Origin of the sequence: Effusibacillus lacus (assembly GCF_002335525.1) — a bacterium.
Classification (GTDB): domain Bacteria; phylum Bacillota; class Bacilli; order Tumebacillales; family Effusibacillaceae; genus Effusibacillus; species Effusibacillus lacus.
This window is the reverse complement of sequence record NZ_BDUF01000010.1, coordinates 33806-60365: the sequence shown is the minus strand read 5'-3', so window position 1 is coordinate 60365 and position 26560 is coordinate 33806. Positions and strand designations below refer to the sequence as shown.

The following is a 26560-nucleotide window of genomic DNA, read 5'->3' as shown; positions in this document are numbered from 1 at the left end:
CTTGCGTCATAAAAAAATCCTCCTCGCTTCATTCTGAGGAAGATTATCTCACGGACAAGAGAAGGCTCATAGGTGGGGAATATTTGACGCTTACTTATCACCCTGTAACTCGTATGTGAAAATGTCAACATGGGACAAGGAGACGATTACACTGACAAAACAAAATTTAAGAAAGTTCTTGTATTGAGAAGTTGGTTGCCCAATCCCTTACAACGCCCTCTCACACAATCCCTGAGTCCATTAGGGAACAAGTTGTTAGTCTTTACGAACAAAAGTACTACGGAAGTAATAATTCTCACTTATCTGAGCTTCTGAAAAAGCATGAACAGTTGGATTTTAGCGTTTCCTCTATTCGTCGGATTTTAGTTGCCGCAGGAGTCAAGAGACAAAAACAACGCCGTCGTCCGAAGTTGCTCAGTCCTCGTGCTCGAAAACCACAAGTCGGTATACTGTGGCAAATTGATGTCAGCAAACATTACTGGTTAGAAGGAAGAGTTCCAGCTTTTGCTCTATGGACAGCATTGATGACGCAACCGGGCTCGTTGTAGGTGCCGTTTTCCGCTCTGACGATACCAACCGAAGGATACTTTGGAGGTTATGCGGTAAGGAATTCGAACCTATGGGCTTCCCGCCTCTCTTTACAGTGATCTACAAGCAGATCTTGCGCCGCCACGCAAGCCCGCTGCGAACCACCCCTGGAGAGTCTGGAGAGGTCCAAAAGAACTCAATAAAGCTCAACAAAAGCAAGGTTAGCATAGCAAAAAAGAACATCTAGCCCCCCTCGTATGAAGCGAGGGGGAACTTAAAAGTGACATTTTCATAGAACAGTTAAGGTGAAATTTTCACTGAATCTTGGCACAAAAAAAATTAAGAGGAAATGATCCCTTCTTCGTTGAACTACCCAAATGGATATCATCATTTCAGATAAAGGAGGCACTATGGCAAAATCATACGAAATCAAAGTACCCGCACATCCAAATATCTATCAGCCTGGCTTACGAGATATGAACTTATATTTTTGCGAACCTGAGCATGGAATTAATGAAGACACTGGCCTCCTTCTACTCATACCCGGTTTTGGAGGGAACGCAAGCTCAAATGTCTATAAAAAAATGAGAACTACATTCGCCGATAAACATAATCTTGTTACGATACAGTGTGATTATTTTGGACACGAATTCATGCAAGTTACAAAGAATGCTACTATGAACATTGATTTGGAGATGATGCAAAAGACATTCTCTCATTCGGAATTACAAGAAATCATATCCCCTGACACCTATCGACTTAATTTTAAAAGGCTAGTCGAAATCGGAGCAAAATATGATCTGATAATTACTGGAAAAGAGAATCTTGGGGAGACTATCGAAAATTTTAATGATATGGGAATCATGCAGGCACTTGATAATCTGACGGCCATTCTTCTTGTTATGGCAATAATTAAAGACAACGGTTATTCGATAAATACCAATCGTATCATTGCTTATGGTCATTCCCACGGTGCTTACTTAGCCCTCTTATGTAACGCGTTTGCTCCAAGACTTTTTTCTAAGATCATTGATAATTCCGCATGGTTGTTTCCAGTGTTTTTGTTGAAACCAAGATATTATTTAAGACGGATTGGCAACCTTGTATTTAACATTGAATTTCAATATTTGGCAAAAGACTTGCCATATGATATTGACCTTCTATACCTCTCAACTCTCTATCAGAAATTTACTAACACCTGTGACATCTTATCCTTCCACGGAACGGAAGACGATTTAATCAATCCTTCTGATAAGGAAAGATTTTGTTCTCAAATCCCTTTTATCCAATATCATGAAATTACTCCTGAGCGAGTAGATGGGAAAATTTTTAAATCATGTACACATGGGTTGGATGCGGATTTCCTTGAGTTATTCGATTATGCAATGAGTTTGAAGGAGCCCAACACACCACGGGTATTTTCTTTGCCTTCAGTTTCTATTGATACACTTGAATATTCATACTCTATAGAGTATTCCACAGGGGTTCCCATTATGGAAGTACGGAATAAATAAAAAACTGCGTATGAAGAGCAAATCTTTGCTTCTCCATACGCAGTTTTTATTAGCCTATTAGGTCTAGACTTACAGGAGTTCCTTTCCTTACATCACACTTGACGGCTTTGCCAAGTAGAACCTCGTAATATTTTGGAGGAAGTCCATACCCGGGGCGAATAACTCTCAAATTCTCTTTCGTGAACACCTCTCCCGCCTTCATATCTTGCGCCACGAATAAGGAACGGCGGAATTGAAGGGATTTTTTCTCTTTAGCGGTTGCTCCATAGTTAATGCTTCCCAACGCTTGCCATGCCCGCTCACTTTCAATGACAAGAGTTTGAAACTCTTCAGGCTCCAATGAGAAAGCGGAATCCACCCCTCCATCTGCACGCCTTAAGGTAAAGTGTTTTTCGATTACGGTTGCCCCCAGAGCTACGCTTGCTACTGCTACTCCGACTCCCATGGTATGATCCGATAAACCGGTCTGGCATTTAAATAGATCTCTCATATGAGGAATGGTCAAGATATTGCTGTCTTCCGGAGTAGCAGGATAGGTGCTGGTGCATTTCAACAAGATTAAATCTTTGCATCCGGCTTCTCTTGCAGCACGAACGGTTTCATCCAGTTCCGCCACACTGGCCATGCCTGTTGAAATAATCATGGGTTTTCCCGTTGCCGCTACTTTTCGGATCAATGGCAAATCGGTATTCTCAAAAGAAGCGATCTTGTATAAGGCTGTATCCAAAGTTTCTAGGAACTCAACCGCAGATTCGTCAAAGGGTGTACTAAACGGTATCATTCCAAGTTCCCTGCATCTGTCAAAAATCGGCTTGTGCCATTCCCATGGCGTATAAGCTTCCTGATAAAGCTTATATAAGGACTTGCCTTTCCATAGGCTGTCTGGATCCTCGATAAAAAACTCCCCTTGTTCAACATCAAGTGTCATTGTGTCAGCCGTATAGGTTTGGATCTTCAAAGCATGTGCACCAGCCCTTGCTGCAGCTTCCACTATCTCAAGGGCTCTTTCCAAGGACTGGTTATGATTTCCTGACATCTCTGCAATTACGAAAGGAGGATGGTTGGGTCCGACTATTCGGTTTCCTACTTTAATCTCTGTCACTGTATTCACCCATCTCAAAACACAGCTTTTCCAGCTGTTTATTCAAATCCCGCCAATTTTTTTGAAAAGCAGCTAAAACGACAATATCTTCATAAACTCCGTTTTTAAACACATGTTGAAGGAAGCGGCCTTCTTCCACAAAACCAAGTTTCTTATGATAACCAAGACTTACGCTATTAAAAGCGAATACTTCTGCACACACTTTGTTTAGGTTTATTTCTTCGAACGCGAACTGCAGTGAAAGATACCCCATGGCTGATCCGCTCCCTTTCGGAGCATCACTTTCCCCAATATAGAATCCCCACTGGCATCGATGGTGGTTTCTGTCAATCTGAGTAAAGTTGACGACTCCAAGCGGGATTCCTTTATGTTCAAAGATTTTGCAAATGGGTCCATTCCCTTGTTTGACCCTCTCAAACCAGGATCTGTGTTCAGCCGGGGATATGAGATGATCTGTATACATGTGAGTTCGAATCCGCTCGGAATTTCTCCAGCGAAGAACCAGGTCCAAATCCTGTTCTTCGATTCCTCTTATCAAACAATCCTCACGACGAAGCATGCTATCCCCCCAGGATCGCTCTCGCAACTTCACTTCGGGTTGAAGTGTCCCCCATAAGCCGGAAAGCGTTTTGCCCCATCTTCTTTAGAAGGCCGGGATTTTCTATCGCCCTTCGAATTTCTCCGGCTAATTGAAGCTCATCAATTTCATAGTGCCAACCCAAGTTGATCACCAATTCTTCTTTGGCAGCAGCTTGAGCAGGCTGTATCTGATTTTCTGCTAGAATCACTACCAGGGCGGGCAACCCAAGATAACAGCGTTCCCAGGTCGCCGTTCCTCCTGCCCCAATCGCAAGATCGGCAGCCGCCATCAACTCGGCCATATTTTCAATTTGACAATGATAATTCACATTGGGTATGGAATAACAGAGATCCCGGATCTCGTCTTTTCGGGGATTTGAGGACCCCACCACTACATCCACCTGGATCTGAGGGCTATTCAAACTTTGGATGGCTTTTATCGCTTTGGCTGTTTCATTCGTAATGTCACTGCCCCCGAAAAAAACCAAAATTCGATTCACCTGTCCGTCCCTTTGCCGCAGGCGAGTTCTGGCTTCCAAAAATTCTTTTCGAAGCAATGCATACCTAGGCCCCAAGAATTTAAGACATTCTGTGGAAACCAATTTGTCATATCGTATCTCCAGATCTTCAAACAAGTTCTGATCTAGCAGCAGGTCGCAATCATGCCGACGGTCAGCGAGATCGTCTATAACCATGATTTTTTTAGCTTCAGACCTTTGGTAAGACTCCCACTGCCAATCCAATGCATAGTGATCCACAATCAACCAATCGACACCCTGGACACAGCTACTTAATACTTCTTTCGTTTCTTCTGCATCCAGTTGCCAGCTTACCCCCAACCACGTGGAATTCGGGGTTCTTAGGCTTTCTTCTGCTTGTGCCGAGTAGGGTAACCTTGCTACCTGAAACCCCTTGCTCTCTACGTAATTACACATATGACCTGGCAGTTCCCTGGAGATAAATGATACAGTTGCATGCCGTTCCTTCAGTTCAGTAGCCAACGTCAAGCAGCGCATCAGATGTCCCGATCCAATTTGTTGGGATGAATCCACTCGAAAGAAAATATGCATAGGTTCCATCAAGCTTTCTTTTGTTCGATATGGGCGTTAATGGCAGACCATTCCGGGTGCAGTTCCAATAGTTCAAGGACATCCCTTAAGGTAAATTGGGGATTCGTGGGATAAATGGTTTCCAGGATTCTGGAAATCAGTTCAAAGTCCTCTGGGGTGTCGACCGTCCAACGATGGTGGCTTTGATCTGAATCATATGCCAAATCCCCTATTCGATAGAACTCAGGGTTCCTGTATAGATAAGGAGTAACATGCTCCCGTTCAGAACAGTCAACAGCATTTTCATAAGCTTCACTCAATACTCTGAAGGAGAAAACTTCCGTATCCATTCCTCTTGGATATGTTCGACAATGTACATTGGATACGTAATCAAACTCGGATTGGTGATCCTGGTAATATCGGATATGGCGATCAATTACCTCGGGGTCAATAAGCGGGCAGTCAGATGTAACCCGCACGATCAAATCTGCTTTAAATTCCTTAGCTGCCTCGTAATATCTCGCCAGCACATCATCCTCGGATCCACGCCAATAAGATACCTGCAGACGTTTACACAGATCTACTATAGGCTGATCAGTTTCATTGGTAGTGGTTGCAATGATAATTTGGTCAGCTAAACGAACCCGTCGCAAACGTTCAATCTGAAACTCAAGCAATGATTTACCAAGTACAGTTTTCAAGACTTTTCCCGGAAGCCGGGTTGATGTCATACGGGCTTGTACAATGATCGCTGTCTTCATGCAAGGATCCTCGAAAGTGTATCAATCACATAGTCTTGCTCTCGGTCTGTAAGGCCGTAATACATGGGAAGGCTGATGGCTTCCCTGTAATATTGTTCGGCCTTCGGGAAATCGCCCAATCGAAACCCAAATCTTTGATAATAAGGTTGGGTATGAACAGGAATATAATGAAGATTGACCAAAACTCCCGCTTCCCGAAGTTCTTCAAAGACTTGCCGATGGGACTTCCGGATTTTATCGAGTTTTAAACGAACTACATATAAATGGTAGGCGCTGTACGAATCCGGATGCTGCCAAGGCGTAACAATAGGCAGATCTTTAAACGCTTCGTTATAACGCCTTGCAAGTTCATGACGCCTTTCAATAAAATCATCGATCCGCTTCATCTGACTGGTTCCAAGTGCCGCCTGAATGTCGGTCATGCGGTAATTGAATCCCAAATCAATTTGCTGATAATACCATGGACCCTCCGAAGGTCCCTGCATAAACTCGGGATTGCGAGTCATGCCATGGCTTCGAAGCAGGGTCAATCTTTCATAGAGTTCTTTCCTGTTTGTAAGCACAATTCCACCTTCGCCAGTCGTGACAATTTTTACGGGGTGGAAACTAAATACAACCATATCTGAATACTCACAGGATCCGACTCGTTTGCCTCGATAACTGCCGCCAATGGCATGGGAAGCGTCTTCGATTATAGTAATGCCGTACCTGCTGGCAAGTTCGTGGATCTCTTTCATTTCGCAAGATTGTCCGGCAAAATGAACCGGGATCAGAACTTTGGGCAGTTTTCCTTCAACCTCTGCATGTTTCAGTCTATTCTCCAATTCTGTAACAGACATGTTATAGGTCTGAGGGTCAATGTCAACAAAATCCACTTCGGCACCACAGTATAAACCGCAATTCGCTGAAGCCAGGAATGTGTTGGGGGAAGTCCACATTATGTCTTCCTCTCCAAGACTTGCTGCAAGACAGGCAATATGAAGTGCAGCAGTCGCATTGCTGACTGCAACCGCATACTTGGCTCCACAGTATTCAGCAATGGTTCTTTCAAATTCTTCAATTCTCGGTCCCTGTGTAAGCCAATCCGACTGTAATACTTCAATAACCGCTTGAATATCCTCTTCTGTTAGATTCTGCCTCCCATAAGGGATTGGTTTCATACTCCAATCAACTCCCTGAGTTGCCCAACGGTCAGGAAATGAGGATTTGTATTGGAATTATATTCAAATCCTTGCTCGACAGAAGTTCCTCTTTCCCCAATAAGATTGACTGTATAATCAACCGGATCCACGAAATTGATTGTAGGTTTGATTACATAGTGATCGTGAAATTCCAATGTTAAATGAGAATCGTCTGCTGGGCACATAACTTCGTGCAGTTTTTCCCCTGGACGAATTCCAATAATTTTGATAGGGGTTCCGGGAGACAGGGCTTCCACCAAGTCAGTAACCTTAGTGGAAGGAATTTTCGGCACAAATAGTTCTCCGCCCTGCATACGTTCAAAATTCTTTAATACGAAGTCCACGCCTTGTTGTAAGGTGATCCAGAAACGGGTCATACGCGGGTCAGTAACCGGGAGTTCTTTGGCTCCTTCCGATATCAACTTTTTGAAGAAAGGTATAACCGACCCTCTTGAACCCACTACATTTCCGTACCGTACAACGGCAAACCTTGTCCGATGTCCGCCAGCTATATTGTTGGCTGCAATAAAAAGCTTGTCCGATGCCAGTTTGGTCGCACCATACAAGTTGATAGGATTGGCCGCTTTATCAGTGGAAAGAGCAATCACCTTTTCCACTTCATTATAGAGGGCTGCGTTAATTACATTTTGTGCCCCGTGGACATTCGTTTTAATACATTCCATCGGGTTATACTCAGCAGCCGGAACTTGTTTCAGTGCCGCCGCATGAACTACATAGTCAACCCCTTTCATTGCTTGACGAAGACGATCTTCATCTCGAACATCTCCCAAAAAATACCTCAATGTCGGAGAGTGAAACTCCTGCTGCATTTCAAACTGTTTCAATTCATCTCGGGAAAATACTATCAATTTACGAGGCTTATATCTATCCAGAACAGTTTTAATAAACTGTTTGCCGAATGATCCTGTTCCCCCAGTAATCAGGATTGATTTGTCGTTAAACATCACTTTCCACATCCCTTTGAATGATGGTTACCACTATCTTAGCTAATTGCTTCTACCTTCTCTTTAAATAATTCTCTTTCCGCGTCAATATTCTTACCGTCTATTAACTTAATGAATTCTTCCAGTTTTAGATGATGGCAGCCTTTAATGAAGGCTCCACCTTCAGTTGCGTTGTAGAATTGTATAGCTCTGTTATCCTCGATGTAGCGTACAATCCATCTTAGATAGGACTTCAAGTTGTTTGAAGTAGCCACTTTCCCCGTTTGATAAAAGTTATCTACGAATGTCGTAGTATCCATAGGATCAATTGTTCTGTACAGATGTGTTCCCGTCGCGTGTGTTCGACCGTTGGTATATGCGAGATCTTGTCCCACAAAACAAATGAGATTGGCGCCCATTTTGATCATAAGATCCAAAAGTGTTGTTGCAACAGAACCGCCTGTTAAAATTGCTGGAACTCCCCGATCGGCAGCCAAATTTTCAGCTTCAATAAACCCTTTTTGATATACCATAAATTTCGGGCCGATATAGGTTTCAACTACCCCTGAAAAAACTGTACTTAAATAAAATAATACGGACTTATTACAATCCCTAATTTGCTCCAAAGTATAATGTTTTGGATCCGTAACCATGAAAAAGTCAGGCTCGATTCCTGCTTTTAAAAGAGGAGTTAGCGCTGTACCGACGGCGCCTATAAGAGCGTGATTCTTAACCTTAGTCAGAAGGCTAATGTTTTTGCCTAAGGATGGGCCCGCACTCACAAGCACCATCGGAATCCCGTCAAAAAGTTGATGGAAAGATGACCAATCGTAATAGGGTACACTGACATTTTTACGAAAGTTGTTTAAAAGCAAATTGGATGTGGCTGAAACTGTTTGTCTTTGTATGTCAATATCAATCAAAATTTCTTTCAAATGATTGAGCTCATCGGGAATCAAGGGAAGGGTCGGCTTGTAGACAATCATTTGGCAGTTTTGCACCTTGTCTAGATTCTCGAGAATGGACGGTTCCTTTTTCGTTATCACTAGGTTAATCCTTGGATTCTCCAGTATTTCTCGAAAATCTATAAACCCAAACGAGTAGTGGACAAGTTCCGGATTAAAATCAAATACATACAAAGTCAGACCCGGGTACTCCCGAACGAGTTCTTTGATTTGGTAACCACACCCCAAACCGTAAAGGATCAACTGGGAATTCCCGGATTTACCAAGCGTCTCGTTGATCTTTGCGAGGTTTCCTTCGAGAAAGCGCTTGGCTTCCTTTTTTGGGGTGTATTTACTGTGGACAAACTGTTTTACATCATCTTTTCTATAAGAAATAACGGGATTTCCATCGCGACTTAATTCAAATGAGATTTTATGGCTTTCAACGAATTCACTTGGAAACTCGATGGGGTCGGAATAATGTTTTCCATTCAAAAGGACTTCCTTATTCCTTAAGTACAAATCACTCGAGAACTCCAACACCTGTTACAGGGCCTCCTCTACCTTCTTCAGCCATTGCTCAAGGATGGGAGTAATTTCATAATCTAATAAATCCCCCATCAATACGTAATCCCGGTTTTGCAGTGCTTCTTCAATTTCTATCAGCTTCGGATTTACTTCATCGACCTGAATTCCGGGTATTTTGGAATGATCAAGATTTTGAATTCCCCGTACGGACTGTTGAAGCCAATCGATTCCTTCTATATATAATTGAAACAAATCCAGGCCTTTAGCTTCTTCGTTCCCCTGAAAATACGTTGCCAACTGTTCATGGGCCTCGATAAGTCTAGGGATGTACTCTTGGCATGACTGTAATGTCTCTTCAACCAACTTGTTCATGTTTATCCCCCCATTAGGTCTGATTATCGAAAAAGATGGGATTTGCGTAAGAATTTTGGTTATAGGGATTTTTATTTTGTTTGATAATAGCCAGTTTTTCAATTTCAGATTTAAGCTTTTCTTTCATCCCGAGGACAGCAGTTCGTACGGACGTCTGAAGTTCAGACAAATGTTTGAACCTTAGTTCAAAGTGTTCCTTTTGCTCAATGTTTGATTGAGCCATGCTGACTGTGACTTCACTTTGCAGTAGAGTAATCTGTTCCAAGAGTTTATTGATTTCCACATGAGTGTCTTGTTGTTCTAGTAGAAGCAAGATTTGTTTATAACATGTTTCCATTTCAGAAAGCATCAAATTCAACTTTTCATTTATTGACATCAGGCATTCGCCTCTTTCATCGCTTGAGCCCAAGTGGTTCTCAAGCTAATGAACAAATCAAGAACGTCCTGTGCTTTCCTTTTGCTTTTCTCAATGTTTGCCTGTGCGGCATGACGAATCATGAAATTATAAAGTGATTGAAGCTGTACTGCGATTTCACCTGCCTCCGGATTAATGCTTGCCAATAATTCCTCCAGAATATCCTGTACTTTCTTAAAACTGTTATTTGTAGCTTCCATCTTCTTTTGGTCTATAGACTCCATTACCAATTTCAATTGTTTGATTGCTTCATCATACAGCATTAAAATCAGTTCTTGGGGTCTTGCTGTTTCAATCTGTACTCTTTTATATTGCTGATAGGGATTTGCCATACTCATTTTATATCTCACTGCCTTTCAGATCTTCTATAACTTCGTTAATAACTGGAATCATTTCCTTTGCCGTATGTTGCAATGAGTTGTACAAAGTCATAGACTGATTGCCAATTCGAATCCCCTTTTCTCTTTCTGTCTCATTCGGAACTGGTTTAAAGCCTTTCAATACTTTAAAAATACCAACTTGCATCATAATCGAAAGGAATACGTGCCTTCCTTCCAATTCCTTGATCGAAGCGTCAATTTGGTCCAGTTTTTCAATGAGGTTGGCTATGTCGTTGTTTTTTTGCAATCGGTAGCAAGAAACCAGTTTCTCAGAAATCTTCTTCCCTTTACCAGCTAAAGTCTTGATTTGTTCCACTTCAATTACATACTTTTCCAGTAAATTTATCAATCTCTCGCTGATGTTTCTGTCAAATCGGTTGTTTTTATGGAGTATATCCAATTTCTTTCTGGGATCAAAAGAATCTTTACAATATTTATCGATAAACTGTCTGAAAGACATTTGTTCTGTCCCTTTGATTTTAGCCCCGCCTTCAGTTGCGTTTATCACTACAGGATCTTCATATCCTTGTCGTCTTAAAACATATATATAGTTCTCAAAATATTTCAACATGGAATACATAGAAACATCTGTCAAAACTGTGTCCCTATGATATCCGGGTATAGACAGACTGTGTTTGTTTTCCGAGACTTGAGTGTTCTCAAACAAACTTCCCGAAGCATGGGTCCTGTTGTTTGTATAAGCCAAATCCTGACCAATAAAGCAGATGGGGTTTCCTTTTAATTTCACTGCCAAATCAAAGCAAAAGTTTGCAACAGATGGTCCGGAGCGTAAAAAACCGGGATTCATTTGTAGTACTTCATCATTTATCCAATCATCAAAGTGTTTTTCCCAATTCTGAAAATACCATGCAGGTCCTTTGTGATTAGTTGGAATTTCAGGATGACAGGATCCTGAAAAAAACAAATGGTAGTCTTTTATCGACAAAGATCTGAAATGTTGGGCATTGACCTCTCCGCCATCAATTGTGACTACAATATGGGGAAGGATGTCGTGTTTTGCGAAAGAACGAATTGTTGAACCTGCACATATAATTAACGCTTTGTCATCTATTTCTCGCAATAGTTGAATGTTTTTATCAAGGGAAGGACCTGCCGAAACAATTACAATCGGTCGGTTTTCGAATGAATTCGTTTCCTGCAGCACAGAAAAAGGTGAAGAATTTACTATAGAGGAAAGATTACGCACATAGTTTTTTTGCCACTTCTCAGCAAAGTAAAAAACCGTATTGAGGTCTACTTTCTTTTCACTTATTTTTTTAAAGAACTTTTCGGTTGTAAGTTCGTAATGAGAAGGAAAAAGTTGTTCATATGGAGATAAATGCTGAAATTTTAAAGAGTCTAAATCAACATAATTGATATGATTTGAATATAAGAAATCCAAATCATCTTCAGATGGTTCAATATATAGTACAAATCTGCCATCCATAATTAGATCAGTATAGTCTCTTGCGTTTAAGCTGAAGGACAGCAGTTCTTTGGAAGGTTCGATAACTACAACAGTATCGTCTTCCTCGCAATTGTCTAATAGATTCTCAATATGATATCCCAAACCAAAGCCATAAACAAAATAGGTTGTACCGGGGGTACCTTGTATACTTTGCGTCCATCGGTTTGCTTCTTTCCGGGGATCAAATTTGCTGTGAATCGCATATTTCTTAGAATTTTCGATCACTACCATTGTCGGGTCCCCATTTTTTGCGATAATCGTTTCGTATTTTGTCGAATTTACAGGCTCGATCTCAACATGAAACCGTTGCTTTAACAGTTCCTGATTGCTCTGAAAGAACAAGGTGTACCCCCCTGTTTAACCTATTTTTGCGCAGTTAGACCCGCCAGCTGCCCGGCCAACCAATTTCCCTGGCTGTTCAATTGGGCAAGAGCCGTTTCCATCGCCAAATATTGTGCCCTTAAGTTTTTTTCCCTTAACTCCATCCGAGCTTCAAAAGATTCGATTTGCTTGTCCAAATCCTTGATGATCGAGTCGTAATTTTTGTCTTTCTGGGCGAAAACCCCACTTTCCGCCTTGACGTAGCTATCAATGAATTTGTCTAACTTGTCACCCACTCCAGGTTTCGTTGTGTCTCCAGAGAAGAACAGCACCTTCACATCAGTGGGATTTTTCTCAATGGCTGCTGTGAGTTTGCTGGTATCTAAAGTAAGAACTCCTGTCTTATCTGATGATTTAATACCAATTTGACTCAGGTCCGTATAAGCTCCCACTTTAGCAACCGAATTGTGGAGATCGAAACGAAGTCGGTCCATTAATCGTTTGGCAGATGTATCCCCTTTAAGCGTACCACCTGTTTTTGAATCTTTATCCAATTTGGTTTGATCATTAATGTAGTTAATCAGATCATTGTACGTGTCAATGATCTTTTGAACAGCTGCAGTAGTTTTCTCCACGTCGTTTTTCACTTCGATGGTGGCTGTCTCCCCCAGACTTTGCTTTACTAACGTAAGTGTGACACCCGAGAGAGCATTTTTTACCTCGTTTGAATCCGAGTAAACGTCAAGACCGTTAACTTTAATGTGAGAATCTGCAGCAGTTTGAAGTCGATTGGCAGCCGAATCGTAAAATCCAAGATCTCCGACCAAGACTCCTCCCTGATCATCAGTAAAACTCAAGGTGTTTGCAGCTCCGGTATTAACCCCTTCGATCATCAGGCGGCCGCCAACAACAGTAGCTGTAACCCCTTTAAAAGTAGTATCTGAGATTTTCTTGTTGGATACTGCTTGATTAATCTTTGTTGCTACAGCGTTCGCATCATCTCCAGCAGCTAAGGAGATCGAAAGTGATTCTGCTCCGACATTTATAGTGAGATTCCCAGAACTGCCTAGAGTTGTAAATGTAGTATCGCTGACATACCTATCAACCTTAGCCATGGATACAACTTCAACAGTGTATTTCCCGTTTACCGCCGTGGAGTCGGCTGTCCCCTTCACTATTTCTTCTTTGCTGCTGATCACTTTCTTGGAGTTGAATGTAGCATCCAGTTTCAGATCTGCCAAAGCTGTATCAAAAGCGCTCAGCTTTGTATTGATTTGCTGCCAGATGGATTTCTCACTGCTGTAATTGGATCTTTGTGTTTCCATCCGCTGCAGAGGTAACCTTTCTATTTCCATCAATTGGTTAACTAGGCTATTCCAGTCCAATCCTGAACTAAGGCCTGTAAAACTTATACCGTTCGACATTCTTTCACCTCCTATTTTCTTTCATCAACGATTAATCCAACAGCTTCTCGAATGCGGCCAATCAAATCGAAAAACTCTTCCGGCGGCATAGTTTTAATTACTTTGTTGGTTCCAGCCTCTACAATCTGTACAAAGAACCTTTCACTTTCCTTGTGATATTTGAAATGCAGCATCTGCCCCAAAGAATCCAATACATTATTCGCTCTGTCCAATTGTTCGTTTAAATTGGCTTCGATAACTTTTGTTTCGCGTTCTCCTTCAGGTCTCCATTCCGCTTTGTCAAATTGCAAGTTTCCTTCGATAGCAGAATGTTCACGGGGCATCCCGGCATAAGCTCGGTTTATGGGATCGATTTTCATGTTAAGCCCCTCCTAATAATGGTTGATATGGAAGAACCGACCGCAGGAGTACGACGGCCGGTTCTCTTTTCCCAAAGGCTTTTAGCCAAACTATTAGCCGAGCAATTGGAGAACGCCCTGCGGCTTCGCATTTGCTTGAGCCAACATTGCAGTACCCGCTTGAGCAAGAATGTTGGTGCGGGTGAACTCCATCATTTCTTTTGCCATATCTACGTCACGGATACGGCTTTCTGCGGCTTGCAGGTTCTCAGCGGCAGTATCCAAGTTTGCGATAGTGTGCTCGAGACGGTTCTGAACAGCACCGAGGCTGGAACGCTGGCTGGAAACTTGCTCAAGAGCCTTGTCAATGTCACTCAACAAAGTGGTAATAGAACCAGCAGATTTAGCAGAAATAATGGCAGCCAGGCCCGAAACCTTCACACTGGAACCAAGAGCAGAAGCAGTCATAGTTGCGATTTGCAAAGAGATGGTTTGGCCACTGTTTGCACCGATCTGGAAATCAAGAGCTTTCGAAGCCAGATTACGAGAGCCATCCAACAATTTCTTGGTGTTAAACTCGGTGGTTTTTGCAATCCGAGTAATTTCAGAAGCCAGTGCACGAACTTCCTTTGCGATCTGCTGCCTGTCAGAAGTGGTGTTGGTGTCACTGGAAGCTTGAACAGTCAGCTCACGGATACGCTGAAGAATAGAGTGAGTTTCGTTCAAAGCACCTTCAGCAGTTTGAACCAAAGAAATAGCATCTTGCGCGTTACGGCTAGCTTGGTTCAGACCTTTGATCTGCCCACGCATTTTCTCGGAAATGGCAAGACCCGCAGCGTCGTCACCAGCGCGGTTGATCCGAAGACCGGAAGACAGTTTCTCAAGAGCCTTTTGACCAGCAGTGTTGGTGTTGGACAATTGACGGTGTGCATTTAATGCACTCAGGTTGTGGTTGATAATCATGTTTTGTTTCCTCCCTGAATTGTATTTAGCATCCATGCTAATTAATTTGAAGAGAACCAACCGGGCCCGGTTTGATTTTCTTTCGACAATATTCTTATCGACAAAAAAATTGTTTTATTTATTTTCAGATACGGACGAATACAGTCAAATTTTGGTTTATACTACGGTTATCCAAAAATAGATTGTACTATCCTATAAAATACTTTATTTTTCGTTGTTTTTTGTCTGCAAAAGTATTTGTGAGAGCCCTTCAAGCAGATCAAGTCCTGCTTGACTTTGAACCGCTTCCTGATTTTCCTGCTGAATGGCCAGGAAAATTTCTTTGCGGTGAATCTGAACATGCTTGGGAGCGTTAATTCCGATCCGGACCTGATCTTTATTGACTCCCAAGATCGTTACCTCGATTTCATCACCTATAATTACAGACTCGTTCGGTTTACGGGTAAAGACCAGCATCTCATTCACCCGCCCCTTGTTCAGCATTCGACTGCAGAATAACCAGTGGATGACGTGTGGAATAGTCCCCTTTTTCCAAAATAACCTGTTGCGCTTTATTCATTTTTGTATTCAGGATTACTGGCGCTTTAAGATTCACTGTACTTTCACTTATGGGTTCCCGCAACACGACAATCGACCAAACTTGAACATCCTCTGTTTCTTGAATTTTCAGTTCCTGCTTTACAGAATCTGTAATTTGAATCTCATAGTGTGGCATGACCGTAAAGGGACTAATCAGAATAAAAGCAACCTCCAGATTGCCAGTAGATTGCAAGATAACGAAAGGACTTCCCTCTCCGTGAGATAGCAACACAAATTGCTTCTCCTCCGGAAAGCCGGGCAGTCCTTTGTCAAAGTGAATCAGACATTTCTCCGAGATGTCGATTTCTCCAAAAAACTTGGTCGTAATCCTCAAGTAACTCACCTTTTTCAAATTTTGAAGTCGATAGGTCGTAAGCTAGAGTCAATATCCACACTGTAATTCTGTTGCAAATAAACTTTAATTTCTCCCCTTTGAAAGGAAAGAGCAGGTTTATGGGGGATTGCTTCCAAAGAGATTTCTCCCGGAAGATAATCAACCTTGACACTTCCGGGAGAAATTTCAATATGAATTCCATTATTGATCGTAGGATCCACCACTTTAATAGCAGGGTCTTCCCATATCGATTCTCGTTTAACTAGATCAGCAAACACCTTTTTAGGATCACGCCCCAACTCGATTCGTGCCATGTCATCACCTGCGGCACTAATCTTTCCAATGGCTACTATACCAGCCTGCAAACCTTCACTTCCAAGTTCTTTCGCAAACGAAACAGGAGAATGCATTTGAAACGCTCTACGCAATCCTGAAGAATCAACCGTTAATTCGGCATCAATTTGCTGAATACGTAACCGGGCAGGTTTTTGATTAAGATTAAGATCGGCATGCTCAGAGTCAACATTCAATATGGCAGGGGTATTTCGGATTCCAGTCTGCGCAAAAGTCTGCTGTATGAGTACATGTCCGATTTTCATATCACCACATCCAAATAATCAAAACTCTCTAAGATTACAGTTTACTTATTATCTTAGGAAATCAACCAAGGAAGGCTGAAGAATTCTGGCTCCCGCCCCCAAAGCCGCTCTATGAACGTTCTCAACCATCTTTAAATTTGTGATGGTTTCTGCCATATCTGCATCTTCCACTTTAGAGCGCAGATAGGTTATATCGTACTCAGCGTCCTTTAATCGATTCTGAAGAAGTTCAACCCGGTTCGCTCTCGCCCCAACTTCTGCCCACGCATTCTGAATTTGAGTCATTCTCGAATCAATCGTATCAATTAAAGAACTGATACCTGCAGAATCTTCAGGTGTAGCACGAAGTTTGTTTCTTAGATCATCCAATATTTCGAATGCATTGTTCGAATCCGGAGATGAAGTTGGATTTGCCGTTCCAAACACATCCTGACCGTTGATACTATACTCAAAAGTGACTCCATCAGAAACAAAAAGTTTCAGTTTATTGGTGTCAACAGCATCAGCCCAAGGGCTGGTTGTCGAATATGGAGGGGTATCCGTTTTATACCCGTTAAAAATATGTTTCCCATTAAACTTTACATTTCCAAGTTGAACTAGCTCATCAAGCAACTGGTCAACTTCTTTCGCAATCTTCTCACGAGCGTCTTTGGGAGTTGTATCAGAAGCACCTTGAACCGCCAATTCTCGTACACGATGAAAAATGTCATTAATTTGAGAGATGGTCGTATCAGCTACTTCGAGATACCCTTGAATAGAATCCAGATTTCTCAGATATTGATCGTTTCTTTCCAACTGTGCTTTGTAACGCATCACTGCTCCAACTCCAACCGGGTCATCGGAAGGCTTGTTAATACGTTTGTTTCCGGAGAGCATTTCTTGATATTTTTCAAGCCTGACATTGGTGTTACGCAAGTTACGCAACAATTGGTTGTTTAGCATCGACTGGGTTACACGCATTTATAAACAAACCTCCCTTACTAACGAGTTAATCCCATTCCGTTAATAATCCGGTCAAGAATCGAATCTATCGTCGTTATTACGCGGGCAGCCGCATTATAAGCATGTTGGAATTTAATCATGTTAGCCATTTCTTCGTCAATCGAAACATCACTGATAGAATGACGCTGGTTGGAAATCTGGGTTACGATCGCTCCCTGATTCTGTTCCATGTATTCAGCATGCCTTTGTTCCACACCTAGTTGGCTGATCATGGATTGAAAGAAGTCTTCGAAGGTAGTATCCACTGTACCGTCAGAGTTACTGTCAAATATCTTGGAGTTAATAAGCCCTGCAACTTGCAGTGCGATTGAATTGTCCCCAGCATTCCCTGATGTACCGCTTTGAATATTGGTTTCGCTCGCTTTGATTGTGGGATCCAAATCCATAGTAGCCGCCCCGGTGCCAATAAAGAACGAAGGATGGACACCGTTTACAGAATTGATAATTCCGTTTGCCAATGTGTCCAGTTGGGTCAAATAATCCCCAATTGACTTTTTTGACTCAAGCATTCCCCTGAGTTCCCCACTGGTTACCTGAGTTCCCCCAATACTAAATGTCGCTACCGAAATTGTGGATGGATCCAGCGGACTCATCGTTCCGGTGGTACTATCAAGCAATGTTACCGTGTTAGGTGCGGGAGCTGTAGTTTTTAAGGTGTATCCGTCCGGACCATCAGTTACGGACACATCAATCATCTCGGCAATTTTATCTACTAGAAGGTCTCTTTGGTCGCGAAGATCATTTGCGTTATCCCCCAGCATCTCGAGCGTTTTGATCTTCCCATTGAGATCATTGATTTCGGAAATAAGTGAATTTACTTCGCTGGCTTTGCTTGTAATGGACAAATTAATATCGTTATCAAGAGTATTCAAACGGGCTGCAACGTGTTGAAAAGTTTCCACCAAAGAAATCGCCGTTTGTCTGACCACTTTCTTGGCACTCACACTATCAGGGGATTCACTCAAATCATGCCAAGATTTAAAAAACTCATTAATAACGGTTGACAAACTGGTATCCGAGGGTTCGTTGAGGATAGCGTCGATCTTATCGAGATTTTCCCTCTTTACTTCCCATTGCCCCATCAATGAGCTTTCATTTCGATACTGCCTGTCCAAATATTGATCCCGCATCCGCCGAATCGAATCCACCCAGGAACCCTGGCCCAACTGCCCCGCTTCCGTCCCGCGGGACATGGCAGGATATTGAAGCGGATGGAAAGCGGACATGTCCACTACCTGCCGGGAATATCCTTCTGTATTCGCATTCGCAACGTTATGCGATACCGTATTCAATGCAGTCTGTTGCGTATAAAGAGCCCGTTTCATTGCTTCCAGACCGTGAAATGTTGAACGCATGGCGTACCTCCAGTTAAGTGATTCGTCTCCACCATATATTCGTCAACTGACGAACGGATTCTTGTTTCCAGTCCTATTTCCTGATCACACTTGTGTATCAAAGAACCTTCTCGGACCGGCAACTGCTTGTCCTGAATCCCCATTGCCCGAATAAGTTCCCGAATCAGGCATTTCCGTCATCAAGTCAATCGTATGTTCCACTAACTCAAGGGATTGTCTGATCAATTGCCCGTTTAACTCATTTGCCATACGAAGATCCCCCATGATCTTTACAAACTTACCGGTTAGCAGGTTAAACTTGGCAGCCCGTTCTTTGTCCAGGTCCAGTTGCACAAGTTTTGACGCAGTCAGTTCTTCAATCGGCAGCCCAAACTGTTCCGCGATTAACCGGCCTTGCCTGATCCGCTCTTCTTCCAGCTTCTCCACCCGGCGAATAAACTGCACCTCTTGGTTCACGATTTGCTGCAGCTTTTCTATGTCCCCTTTAATTAATGCCCGTTTCTTCTCTTCTGCCACCTGCAGAAAGGCTTCGTGTTCTTCCAAGAGTTGTTCAACTGTTTCAATCAATTGCCCGAATGGCATGTTAATACTCTCCTTATTCCCCTAACAGGTATCTGGCAATTTTGTCCGCGATCTTATGTTCATTTACCTCATAGGTTCCATTCTCGACCAATTGTTTAAGTTGTTCCAGTCTATCTGTGCGGGAGAGTCGTTTGTCTCCGTTTGCCGGTGTCATTCCCACCTGAGCCATTTCCAAAGCTTCCTGCGAGATGCTCAATTCATCTTTGCCGCTTGATTTTGCTTTGACAAGACCTGGTTTGGCAGCCGGCTGGTTCTTTTGATAAGCCTGAAGGGACTGAATCCGCCCATTTTCATAGATTTTCATGAATCCCACCCCCGAAAATTAAGAAAACCGATACTCCGAGTCTCTATCGGATATATCGGTAATTTGGCGTTTTATAGTAAACCCCATTTTTGGCCATATCGGGAAATTAAATCGATCTTGCTAATTCATTCTACCCAATTCACCACAAATCGTTACTTATCTCCGATCAAACCGGTTTTTCAAGTAAAAATCGTCTCTCCCCCTGGTCTTGTGAGGATCGTGAGCAGCAGCGGTCTCTCCATGAGTGATCCTGTTGATCTCCGCCTTCAACTCTTCTGTGCAATTCCGGCAAAAACGCCCCATCCCAATCGGAATCCCGCACCGTTCACAGGGATAGGTCATATTGGGGAAATGGGTCGCAATCAAACGCCCCTCCCGGATATACCGGTAGATCTTGTCAAGCGACACGCCTGTCGCCTCATTCACCTCCTGCGGCGAAGCCCCCCGGTTCTCCCGCAGGAATCCGCTTACCTTGTAGAAATCGTTCTCGTCTGCCTTGACACAATCAGGACATATATCTTTCATATATCGATTAAACAGCCGTCCACACTGCTTGCAGTTGGTAAGAGCCATCGCCGGCACCCCCTTTTTCGTCAACAACATTATACTGGATAATTTATTCATGAACTAGCAAGTTAACAATATTTTGAAATTTACCTGGCCACAGTTATCACATACACCTGCTCTGCCCCCGCCTCCATCAAAGCCCTGGCACAGGCTTCCGCCGTGGCGCCCGTGGTGTAAATGTCGTCAACCAGCAAGACACTGCTTCCGGAAACTGCGTCCAGAAAAGCAGGGTCACATACGTAGGTTCCCTGCAGAGCCTTTAAACGTTCCTGTCGGTTCCGTGTTGCTTGGCCTTTCAGGTGAATTTGACGCTGCAGAGCGGGGAGCAAAGGGATATTCGAATAGGAGGAAAGGTGGAGGGCCAGACGTTCCGCCTGGTTGTACCCGCGTTCCTTGATTCGTTTGGGGTGGGCAGGCACCGGAACCAGCCAGTCAGTGGAAAAATGGGCCATGTGCAGATTCCAACCCTGACACAAACAAGACCCCAGGATGGGGAGAAGCTTCTCTTCCCTTGAAAACTTGAATCGATGAAGCATGTCTCGGAGGACACCCTCGTACTTTCCATAAGAACGGGAAAGTACGAAAGCGGATCCGCGAATGCATTCCGGGCAGCGTCCCGGTTCTTCAATATGCCGTCCGCAAAGCAGGCAGTAAGGCGGCTCTATGGGAATCAGATCAGCCTGGCAACGGGGGCAGAGGGGGATCTCGGAGGCCCATCCTGCCACCGGCTCCCGGGGTAAAGATACCGGCCAGTCACCTGATGGGCCATTTCGATTCCAGGTCGAGTTCTCTTCGGGCAGAGAACTGCGGCAGGAAAGACAGGAACGCTCCTGGGGATACAGAAGCCCCAGGAGCGCCTCCATGTAATCCCGCAAACTCATCCCATGTAATAGGTAATGGCCAGCATTCCCGGGCCCACGTGTGTCCCGATCACAGGGCTCAGTTGAGTTAGTTGAGGGTCGAGATCCGGAAACTCGTTCCCGATTCGTTCCTGAAACTGCTTCGCTTCCTCTGGTCTGTCCGTGTATACCACGGAGAACCGGCTCGGCTGGCCCGGCTTGGCTTCCTTGTCCGCTCGGAACAACTCCACAATCCGGTCCAACGCTTTGCGTTGCGTCCGTACTTTATCAAACAAGTCCAGCTTTCCGTCTCTTGTTACATGAATAATCGGTTTTACCTGCAGCAGGGAGCCCAGCAGAGCGGACACACCGGAGATTCTGCCCCCTTTGTGAAGGTGGTTGAGGGAATCTACCACAAAGTAACCCCGGTTGTTATCCGCAATGTATTGCAAGCGGGCAGCGATTTCTTCCTTGCTTTTCCCCGCGTCCCGCATCTCCACCGCTTCCCTGATCATGGACTCCAGCGGAAAGCTGGTAATCTTCGAATCAATCACTGTAATGTCGCCTTCCACCATACCGGCCGCCGTCCGGGCTGTGGAGAAGGTGCCGGAAAGGTTGGCGGAAAGAAACGCGCCGATAATGGAATCGTGGGTTTCCAGCAACTTTTCAAAAGCCTGCACAAACTCCCCAACGGCCGGTTGGGACGTGGTAGGCAGTTCCTTCAAACCCGGGAGCATTTGATAGAACTCGTCCGCCCGGATCTCGATCCCCTCCCGCCGGGATTCGGTGCCGAAATTGACCGATAAGGGAACAACTGTGATCTGGTGCCGCTCTATGTAGTCATCTGACAAATGCGCCGTACTGTCCGTTACAATCGCAATCTTGGCCATGATAAACCCCCTTTGCCGCTTTTTTGTTCCACACATCATGTGTACAACATTATAGCAAACGGATGTCCCGTCTCGCACGTTTTTTCTACCATTTGTTCGCACGGCACCTGCACTCGCACCCAACCATATCCTGTATTTGCCGTACCATGCAAAAAGCCTTTGGGCACAGGGGCCCAAAGGCTTGAGCGGTCGTTTTTGTTTCACTTGCGGCTTTTCTCGCTTTGCACCGCGTTGATTCCGAGGGCAGTTACCATCTTTCGGAACACTTCCGTATTGTCCATGTATCCTGTGAACAGTTCGGAACCGGGTCCCATGGCGTTGATCGGCACATCATCAAAGGTATGCACTTCCACCGCTTCATCGTGCGGCAGGTTGCCTGTGAAATGAACACCGTTCGGATCTCTGTCCGGATTTGCGATATACCACGGCTTGTCTTTCACGTTGGGATCTTGGATAGTCGGGCTCATCGGCTTCTGATTCGTCAAGAAATCATCGTTGTAGTCCGGATGATTGCCCCAACCGACAGCCAGTTTCCATTCGGAATCCGGATTGTCCGGGAAGCCGTCCCCGTCTTTGTCCTCATAGGTCGGGAACTTGGAGTTCTCATAGGTTCCGACAAACTCCCGCAATTCTTCCCCGGTCTTGCCTTCTGCCGCCTTCGTGTTGTAAGTCCCGTTCAGCGTCATGGAGTGTCCATGATCGGACGTTACAATCACCAAAGTGTCTTTGTGCTCCTCAGCATATTTTTTGGCCAAACCGACAGTCTTGTCGAACTCGATTGTGTCCCAGATCAGGCGTTCCATGTCCATCGGGTGCGCCTGTTTATCGATGGAAGCCGCTTCCACCATCAGGAAAAATCCGTTTTTGTTGTTGTCGAGGGCATCGATCGCTTTTGCGGTCATTTCCATCAAGTTCGGCTGATCCGTGTCTTTGCCCAACACTCCGTTGTTCGGCCTGTATTCACGGTCAAAGTATACGTCCATGTTACCGGACTTGAACAGACCGAGAATTTTGTCGGTGTCTCCGAGCTTGTTCAATTCTGCCGCATTGGCCGCATACGAATATCCTTCCGCCTTGAATGCTTCGATCATATTTTTACCGTCTTTGCGCTTGCCGCCTTTGTCAGCCGGCAGGAACCATGCAGATCCGCCGCCCATCAACACATCGGGACGGGAACCATGCTCAAAGAACATATTGACAATCGCTTCCGATGTGCTGCGCTTGCGTGTATGGGTTGCCATCGCTGCCGGAGTTGCATCCGTCACGTCAGAGGTTGTTACAATACCGGTAGCCATTCCTTTTGTGCGCTTGACCATCTCCACAATATTTTCGACACGCGGATCGTCAAGCGGATCCGATGTGTTGTCCGGATACACGCCTTCGGCGCTGACTGCCGTTTTGTGTCCCGTAGCGTAAGCGGATGCGGAGTTCGCGGAGTCGGTCACGATGGAATCCATGCCGGAAGTGGTTACCATACCCATGTGATCCATCTTTTCCATCTCCAGCCAGCCCTTGAACTTGCCTTCCTCAATGCCTTTTGCGACAACGCGGGCTGCCGTCCGAATGTTGGCGCTCATGCCGTCACCGATCATCAAGATTACATTCTTGGCTTTTTTCCCGTTTCCAAAAGCTTGATATACCTCATATTTCACCGTTTTCGTCAAGGTCTTGTCACCGATTTTCACTTCAGCCTTCACTTCAACGGCGCCTGCTTTATCAAATGAAACGCTGCGAATCGTAAACTCGGCGCTGTTTTCGTTCGAATTCGTGCGATCAGCCGTCTTTCCAAAGAATTTTTCCGCATCAATTCCGTTGATCGTGACTTTGATGTTTTCCTTCTTGGCAATTCCGTTGTTCAATTCCACGCGAAAATCAAACTTTTGCCCTGCGAGGATGGTAGCGCGATCAATCGGCAAAATCGTGATGGCAGGAGATGCCTGTGGTTGTGTTTGCTCACCTTCTGCAAACAGAGCAGATTGCGGCACGGTTGACAAAGCTGTTATTACCCCCAGCATGGCAACAGCCAGTTTCCAACTCAACTTTCTCCTCATGTCTCGTCCCCCTAAAAGAAAAGTCTGGTAACCTCTTTTCCAACTTTACTAGACTTTTATTAAGCGAGGATTGAAGAACTGTTAACGTTTAGTTAAAAGCCCTGTTGGATCATTTCCAACAGAGCTTTTCTATCCCCTTCCGATTCCTTTCCACCCCTGACCTTAGTCGCCTGTAGCGGTTTCCTCCGGATCTTCATTCTGCCGCTTGATGTTGATCGCCGGAGCATTGTTGTGCATATAGGAGTGAGGTAAGCCAGTCCCGTCCGGATTTTCGATGGTATCCTGATCGTAGAAAAATCGGTCCATCTCCATGTTCGCATCTATGGTTTCGGAATGGGAGGTTGACTGCTGGTTGGCTCCCCTCACTTGCGGGTCAGGCATTGGAAGACCTCCTTCAATAAGTTTCTCTCAGGGGGTATCTTTTCCTGACGTGCTATTTTCTAACCGGGTGCCGCCCCCAACTTCCCTGACTACTTAATAATGTGCCGGCTCCCCATACCCCTGAACTTTTGAACAGTGCCCCGTTCTTCCATACCCAGTTCGATGCCAGGAATAAGACTGTGCGTCAGTCCTATTTTGGGATTTAGCCAACTATCCCATAAAATAAGACTGTAATCCAGTCCTATTAGGACCACCTATACCTCCACCCGGTATAAAACAACCGAAAAAGACTGCCCTTCAGTCTTATTTTGGGGTGAGGCCTGCACGAGGCGAAATAGGACTGAAAAAACGTCTTGTTCTTAAGCGAGTTATCTGGGCGAGGAGGCGGGAGCGGTCCAAAAACGAAATAACGGATTGAAAATCCGTTGTCACCACTCTGAGTTTACATAACGCCAAGAAGGTGGATTATAGACCGCCAAGCCACTCCGCTCACTCATCCCCTTGCCGCTTTGGCAGCGTAAACGAGAACGTGCTGCCCCTGCCGGGATAGCTGTCCACCCACACCTTTCCTTTGTGGGCCTCCACTATGTGCTTGACGATGGCCAGTCCCAACCCTGTGCCGCCGGAACGGCGGGCCCGTGCTTTGTCCACCCGGTAGAACCGCTCAAACAAACGGGGCAAATCGTCTTGCGGAATGCCAATCCCCGTGTCTTTTACCCGGACGATGACCTGATCCACACCGTCCTCCACGGTTACATCAATCCGTCCTCCTTCGGGCGTATAGGCAATCGCGTTTCCGATCAGATTGATCAGCACCTGCGACACCCGGTCTCGGGCCACTTCCGCATAGACAGGTTGACCTGCCGGGTGGGATTCGAGAACCAAACCGTTTTGCCCGGCCTGATGCACCAGTTTGTCCACAGTGGTCCGCACCAGTTCATTGATTTCACATGGTTCAAACTGCATGACCACATGTCCCGACTCAATCCTGGACAACTCCAGAAGATCGTTGACCAGACGGCTTAACCGGTCCGACTCCTCATAGATAATCTTGATAAACTGGCGGCGCATATCCGGATGTTCCAGGGCGCCATCCAGAAGGGTCTCCGCAAACCCCTTCACGGCAGTGATCGGCGTCCGCAGCTCATGGGAAACGTTGGCCACAAATTCCGTCCGCATCTGTTCCACACGACGCCATTTGGACACGTCATGAAGCACCACAACCGCGCCTACGATGGAATCATTTTTCCCTTTAATCGGTGTCGCGTACAATTCGACGCTCGTATCCGCGGGAGACATCAATGTAATTTCTTTGCGCTGCGAATCTCCTGTTACCAGCACCTCATCGATCATGGAGGAAAGGCCGTAAGAACGACCGACTTCCCAATGCCACTGCCCCAGCAGACTGCGCCCGGAATGGCTGAGCAGGTTCTTGGTCGCCTGGTTCACAACCTGGATCCGTCCCGACCGGTCCACCACCATCACACCTGACTCCATGCTGGCAATGATTCCTTCCAGCTTGCTTTTCTCCTGGGTCAGATCTTCAAACTGGTCAGAAATCCGGTCGGCCATCAGATTGACAGATTCCCCCAATACCCCCAGTTCGTCCTGGCTTCGGTACCGTACCCGTTCGGTGAAAGCCCCCCTCGCAATTTGCCGGGTCACTCTTGTAATTTCCTCAATGGGTCGGGCAATGCCTGAGGCGAAGTACATTCCCACCACCGACGAGATTACGGCAACAGCCAGCAAGGAAATGCCAACCGAGACCCATAGGTTGCCCAGTTCCTTATATACCGGGTTCAAAGGGATACCCACCCGTACTGCCCCCTGGACCGTTTCCCCATCCACAATTGGAACTGCAACAAACAGAGAGTTGGAGCCTTTGGCGGAATCCAGCCGGGTCTCGCTTCCAATCCGGCGATTGAGCGCTTCCTGCACCTCCGGCTTGACAGCCGATTCTTCCACAGATCCCGGATGAGTATCATAAAGAGACTTTCCGTTCCGGTCATACACTGTGATCCGCTTGCCCGTGGAAGAGTTCACCGTTGTTGAGACTTCCGCCAGAAACGGCAAAGAAGAATCGGGTGTCACCATATACGGCGACACCCAATTGGCAACGATCTTGGCTTCGTCTATGAGTGTTTTCTTCAGATTCTCCATGTAGACCCGCTCGATGAACTGCAAGATATAGACCCCGGAGATCAACAGCGTGACCACAATCAGAATCATATAGGTGAATGTGATTCGTCCGCGAATTCCCTTCACA

Annotated in this window: 28 protein-coding genes; 1 reads left to right on the top strand and 27 read right to left on the bottom strand. The window is 45.0% G+C overall.

What is annotated here, in order from left to right:
- Window positions 1-938 precede the first annotated feature (938 nt).
- On the top strand, window positions 939-2042 hold the full coding sequence (locus tag EFBL_RS02760) for a DUF2920 family protein (RefSeq protein WP_096180616.1): 1104 nt from the start codon (window positions 939-941) through the stop codon (window positions 2040-2042).
- A 49-nt stretch (window positions 2043-2091) separates the two neighbouring features.
- On the opposite strand, the gene pseI is transcribed toward EFBL_RS02760, so the two are convergent.
- The 27 genes from pseI to pnpS form a co-directional block, all read right to left on the bottom strand.
- On the bottom strand, window positions 2092-3144 hold the full coding sequence (gene pseI / locus EFBL_RS02755; RefSeq protein WP_096180615.1) for a pseudaminic acid synthase: 1053 nt from the start codon (window positions 3142-3144) through the stop codon (window positions 2092-2094).
- The gene (pseH, locus tag EFBL_RS02750; RefSeq protein WP_096180614.1) at window positions 3131-3703 is read right to left on the bottom strand and encodes a UDP-4-amino-4,6-dideoxy-N-acetyl-beta-L-altrosamine N-acetyltransferase; all 573 of its coding nucleotides are present in this window, start codon (window positions 3701-3703) and stop codon (window positions 3131-3133) included. The genes pseI and pseH overlap by 14 nt, the downstream gene beginning before the upstream one ends.
- A 1-nt stretch (window position 3704) precedes the next feature.
- Window positions 3705-4802, bottom strand: coding sequence for a UDP-2,4-diacetamido-2,4,6-trideoxy-beta-L-altropyranose hydrolase (pseG, locus tag EFBL_RS02745; protein ID WP_207907620.1), 1098 nt, complete (start codon window positions 4800-4802; stop codon window positions 3705-3707).
- A complete protein-coding gene (locus EFBL_RS02740) occupies window positions 4802-5533 on the bottom strand; it encodes a cytidylyltransferase domain-containing protein (protein WP_096180613.1) in 732 nt (243 codons plus the stop codon). Before EFBL_RS02740 ends, pseG begins: the two co-directional genes overlap by 1 nt.
- A complete protein-coding gene (gene pseC, locus EFBL_RS02735; RefSeq protein WP_096180612.1) occupies window positions 5530-6693 on the bottom strand; it encodes a UDP-4-amino-4,6-dideoxy-N-acetyl-beta-L-altrosamine transaminase in 1164 nt (387 codons plus the stop codon). The genes EFBL_RS02740 and pseC overlap by 4 nt, the downstream gene beginning before the upstream one ends.
- Window positions 6690-7679 (bottom strand): UDP-N-acetylglucosamine 4,6-dehydratase (inverting), encoded by a 990-nt coding sequence (pseB, locus tag EFBL_RS02730; RefSeq protein WP_096180611.1) that lies wholly within the window; start codon window positions 7677-7679, stop codon window positions 6690-6692. Before pseB ends, pseC begins: the two co-directional genes overlap by 4 nt.
- 38 nt (window positions 7680-7717) lie before the next feature.
- Window positions 7718-9097 (bottom strand): motility associated factor glycosyltransferase family protein, encoded by a 1380-nt coding sequence (locus tag EFBL_RS02725; RefSeq protein ID WP_131927795.1) that lies wholly within the window; start codon window positions 9095-9097, stop codon window positions 7718-7720.
- Between the two features lie 51 nt (window positions 9098-9148).
- The gene (locus EFBL_RS02720) at window positions 9149-9502 is read right to left on the bottom strand and encodes a DUF8042 domain-containing protein (RefSeq protein WP_096180609.1); all 354 of its coding nucleotides are present in this window, start codon (window positions 9500-9502) and stop codon (window positions 9149-9151) included.
- Between the two features lie 13 nt (window positions 9503-9515).
- Window positions 9516-9878, bottom strand: coding sequence for a hypothetical protein (locus EFBL_RS02715; protein WP_096180608.1), 363 nt, complete (start codon window positions 9876-9878; stop codon window positions 9516-9518).
- Entirely contained in the window at window positions 9878-10255 is a 378-nt protein-coding gene (gene fliS, locus EFBL_RS02710) for a flagellar export chaperone FliS (RefSeq protein WP_096180607.1), read from the bottom strand. The genes EFBL_RS02715 and fliS overlap by 1 nt, the downstream gene beginning before the upstream one ends.
- A gap of 1 nt (window position 10256) precedes the next feature.
- On the bottom strand, window positions 10257-12107 hold the full coding sequence (locus EFBL_RS02705) for a motility associated factor glycosyltransferase family protein (protein WP_096180606.1): 1851 nt from the start codon (window positions 12105-12107) through the stop codon (window positions 10257-10259).
- A 20-nt stretch (window positions 12108-12127) separates the two neighbouring features.
- On the bottom strand, window positions 12128-13510 hold the full coding sequence (gene fliD / locus EFBL_RS02700; RefSeq protein WP_096180605.1) for a flagellar filament capping protein FliD: 1383 nt from the start codon (window positions 13508-13510) through the stop codon (window positions 12128-12130).
- Window positions 13511-13521: 11 nt separating this feature from the next.
- A complete protein-coding gene (locus tag EFBL_RS02695; RefSeq protein WP_096180604.1) occupies window positions 13522-13869 on the bottom strand; it encodes a flagellar protein FlaG in 348 nt (115 codons plus the stop codon).
- Window positions 13870-13962: 93 nt separating this feature from the next.
- The gene (gene hag / locus EFBL_RS02690) at window positions 13963-14811 is read right to left on the bottom strand and encodes a flagellin Hag (RefSeq protein ID WP_096180603.1); all 849 of its coding nucleotides are present in this window, start codon (window positions 14809-14811) and stop codon (window positions 13963-13965) included.
- A gap of 204 nt (window positions 14812-15015) precedes the next feature.
- The gene (gene csrA / locus EFBL_RS02685; RefSeq protein ID WP_096180602.1) at window positions 15016-15267 is read right to left on the bottom strand and encodes a carbon storage regulator CsrA; all 252 of its coding nucleotides are present in this window, start codon (window positions 15265-15267) and stop codon (window positions 15016-15018) included.
- Between the two features lies 1 nt (window position 15268).
- Window positions 15269-15733: a flagellar assembly protein FliW gene (gene fliW / locus EFBL_RS02680; RefSeq protein ID WP_269432672.1), complete on the bottom strand. Its 465-nt coding sequence runs from the start codon at window positions 15731-15733 to the stop codon at window positions 15269-15271.
- Between the two features lie 5 nt (window positions 15734-15738).
- Window positions 15739-16323 (bottom strand): DUF6470 family protein, encoded by a 585-nt coding sequence (locus tag EFBL_RS02675; RefSeq protein WP_096180600.1) that lies wholly within the window; start codon window positions 16321-16323, stop codon window positions 15739-15741.
- Window positions 16324-16371: 48 nt separating this feature from the next.
- The gene (gene flgL, locus EFBL_RS02670; RefSeq protein ID WP_096180599.1) at window positions 16372-17283 is read right to left on the bottom strand and encodes a flagellar hook-associated protein FlgL; all 912 of its coding nucleotides are present in this window, start codon (window positions 17281-17283) and stop codon (window positions 16372-16374) included.
- A gap of 20 nt (window positions 17284-17303) precedes the next feature.
- Window positions 17304-18680 (bottom strand): flagellar hook-associated protein FlgK, encoded by a 1377-nt coding sequence (gene flgK, locus EFBL_RS02665; RefSeq protein WP_096180598.1) that lies wholly within the window; start codon window positions 18678-18680, stop codon window positions 17304-17306.
- Between the two features lie 84 nt (window positions 18681-18764).
- Entirely contained in the window at window positions 18765-19262 is a 498-nt protein-coding gene (locus EFBL_RS02660; protein ID WP_096180597.1) for a flagellar protein FlgN, read from the bottom strand.
- 13 nt (window positions 19263-19275) lie between these two features.
- Window positions 19276-19566 (bottom strand): flagellar biosynthesis anti-sigma factor FlgM, encoded by a 291-nt coding sequence (gene flgM, locus EFBL_RS02655; protein ID WP_096180596.1) that lies wholly within the window; start codon window positions 19564-19566, stop codon window positions 19276-19278.
- Window positions 19567-19722: 156 nt separating this feature from the next.
- Window positions 19723-20139, bottom strand: a complete 417-nt coding sequence (locus EFBL_RS02650) for a TIGR03826 family flagellar region protein (RefSeq protein WP_165912730.1) — start codon at window positions 20137-20139, stop codon at window positions 19723-19725.
- 80 nt (window positions 20140-20219) lie between these two features.
- Window positions 20220-20669 (bottom strand): ComF family protein, encoded by a 450-nt coding sequence (locus EFBL_RS20865; protein ID WP_216640712.1) that lies wholly within the window; start codon window positions 20667-20669, stop codon window positions 20220-20222.
- Between the two features lie 341 nt (window positions 20670-21010).
- Complete coding sequence (locus EFBL_RS02640; protein ID WP_165912728.1) at window positions 21011-21862, bottom strand: DegV family protein; 852 nt, start codon at window positions 21860-21862, stop codon at window positions 21011-21013.
- Window positions 21863-22062: 200 nt separating this feature from the next.
- Window positions 22063-23913, bottom strand: coding sequence for an alkaline phosphatase (locus tag EFBL_RS02635; protein ID WP_207907618.1), 1851 nt, complete (start codon window positions 23911-23913; stop codon window positions 22063-22065).
- Between the two features lie 162 nt (window positions 23914-24075).
- The gene (locus tag EFBL_RS02630) at window positions 24076-24294 is read right to left on the bottom strand and encodes a hypothetical protein (protein ID WP_096180592.1); all 219 of its coding nucleotides are present in this window, start codon (window positions 24292-24294) and stop codon (window positions 24076-24078) included.
- Window positions 24295-24783: 489 nt separating this feature from the next.
- Window positions 24784-26559, bottom strand: a complete 1776-nt coding sequence (pnpS, locus tag EFBL_RS02625; RefSeq protein ID WP_165912727.1) for a two-component system histidine kinase PnpS — start codon at window positions 26557-26559, stop codon at window positions 24784-24786.
- Window position 26560 lies beyond the last annotated feature (1 nt).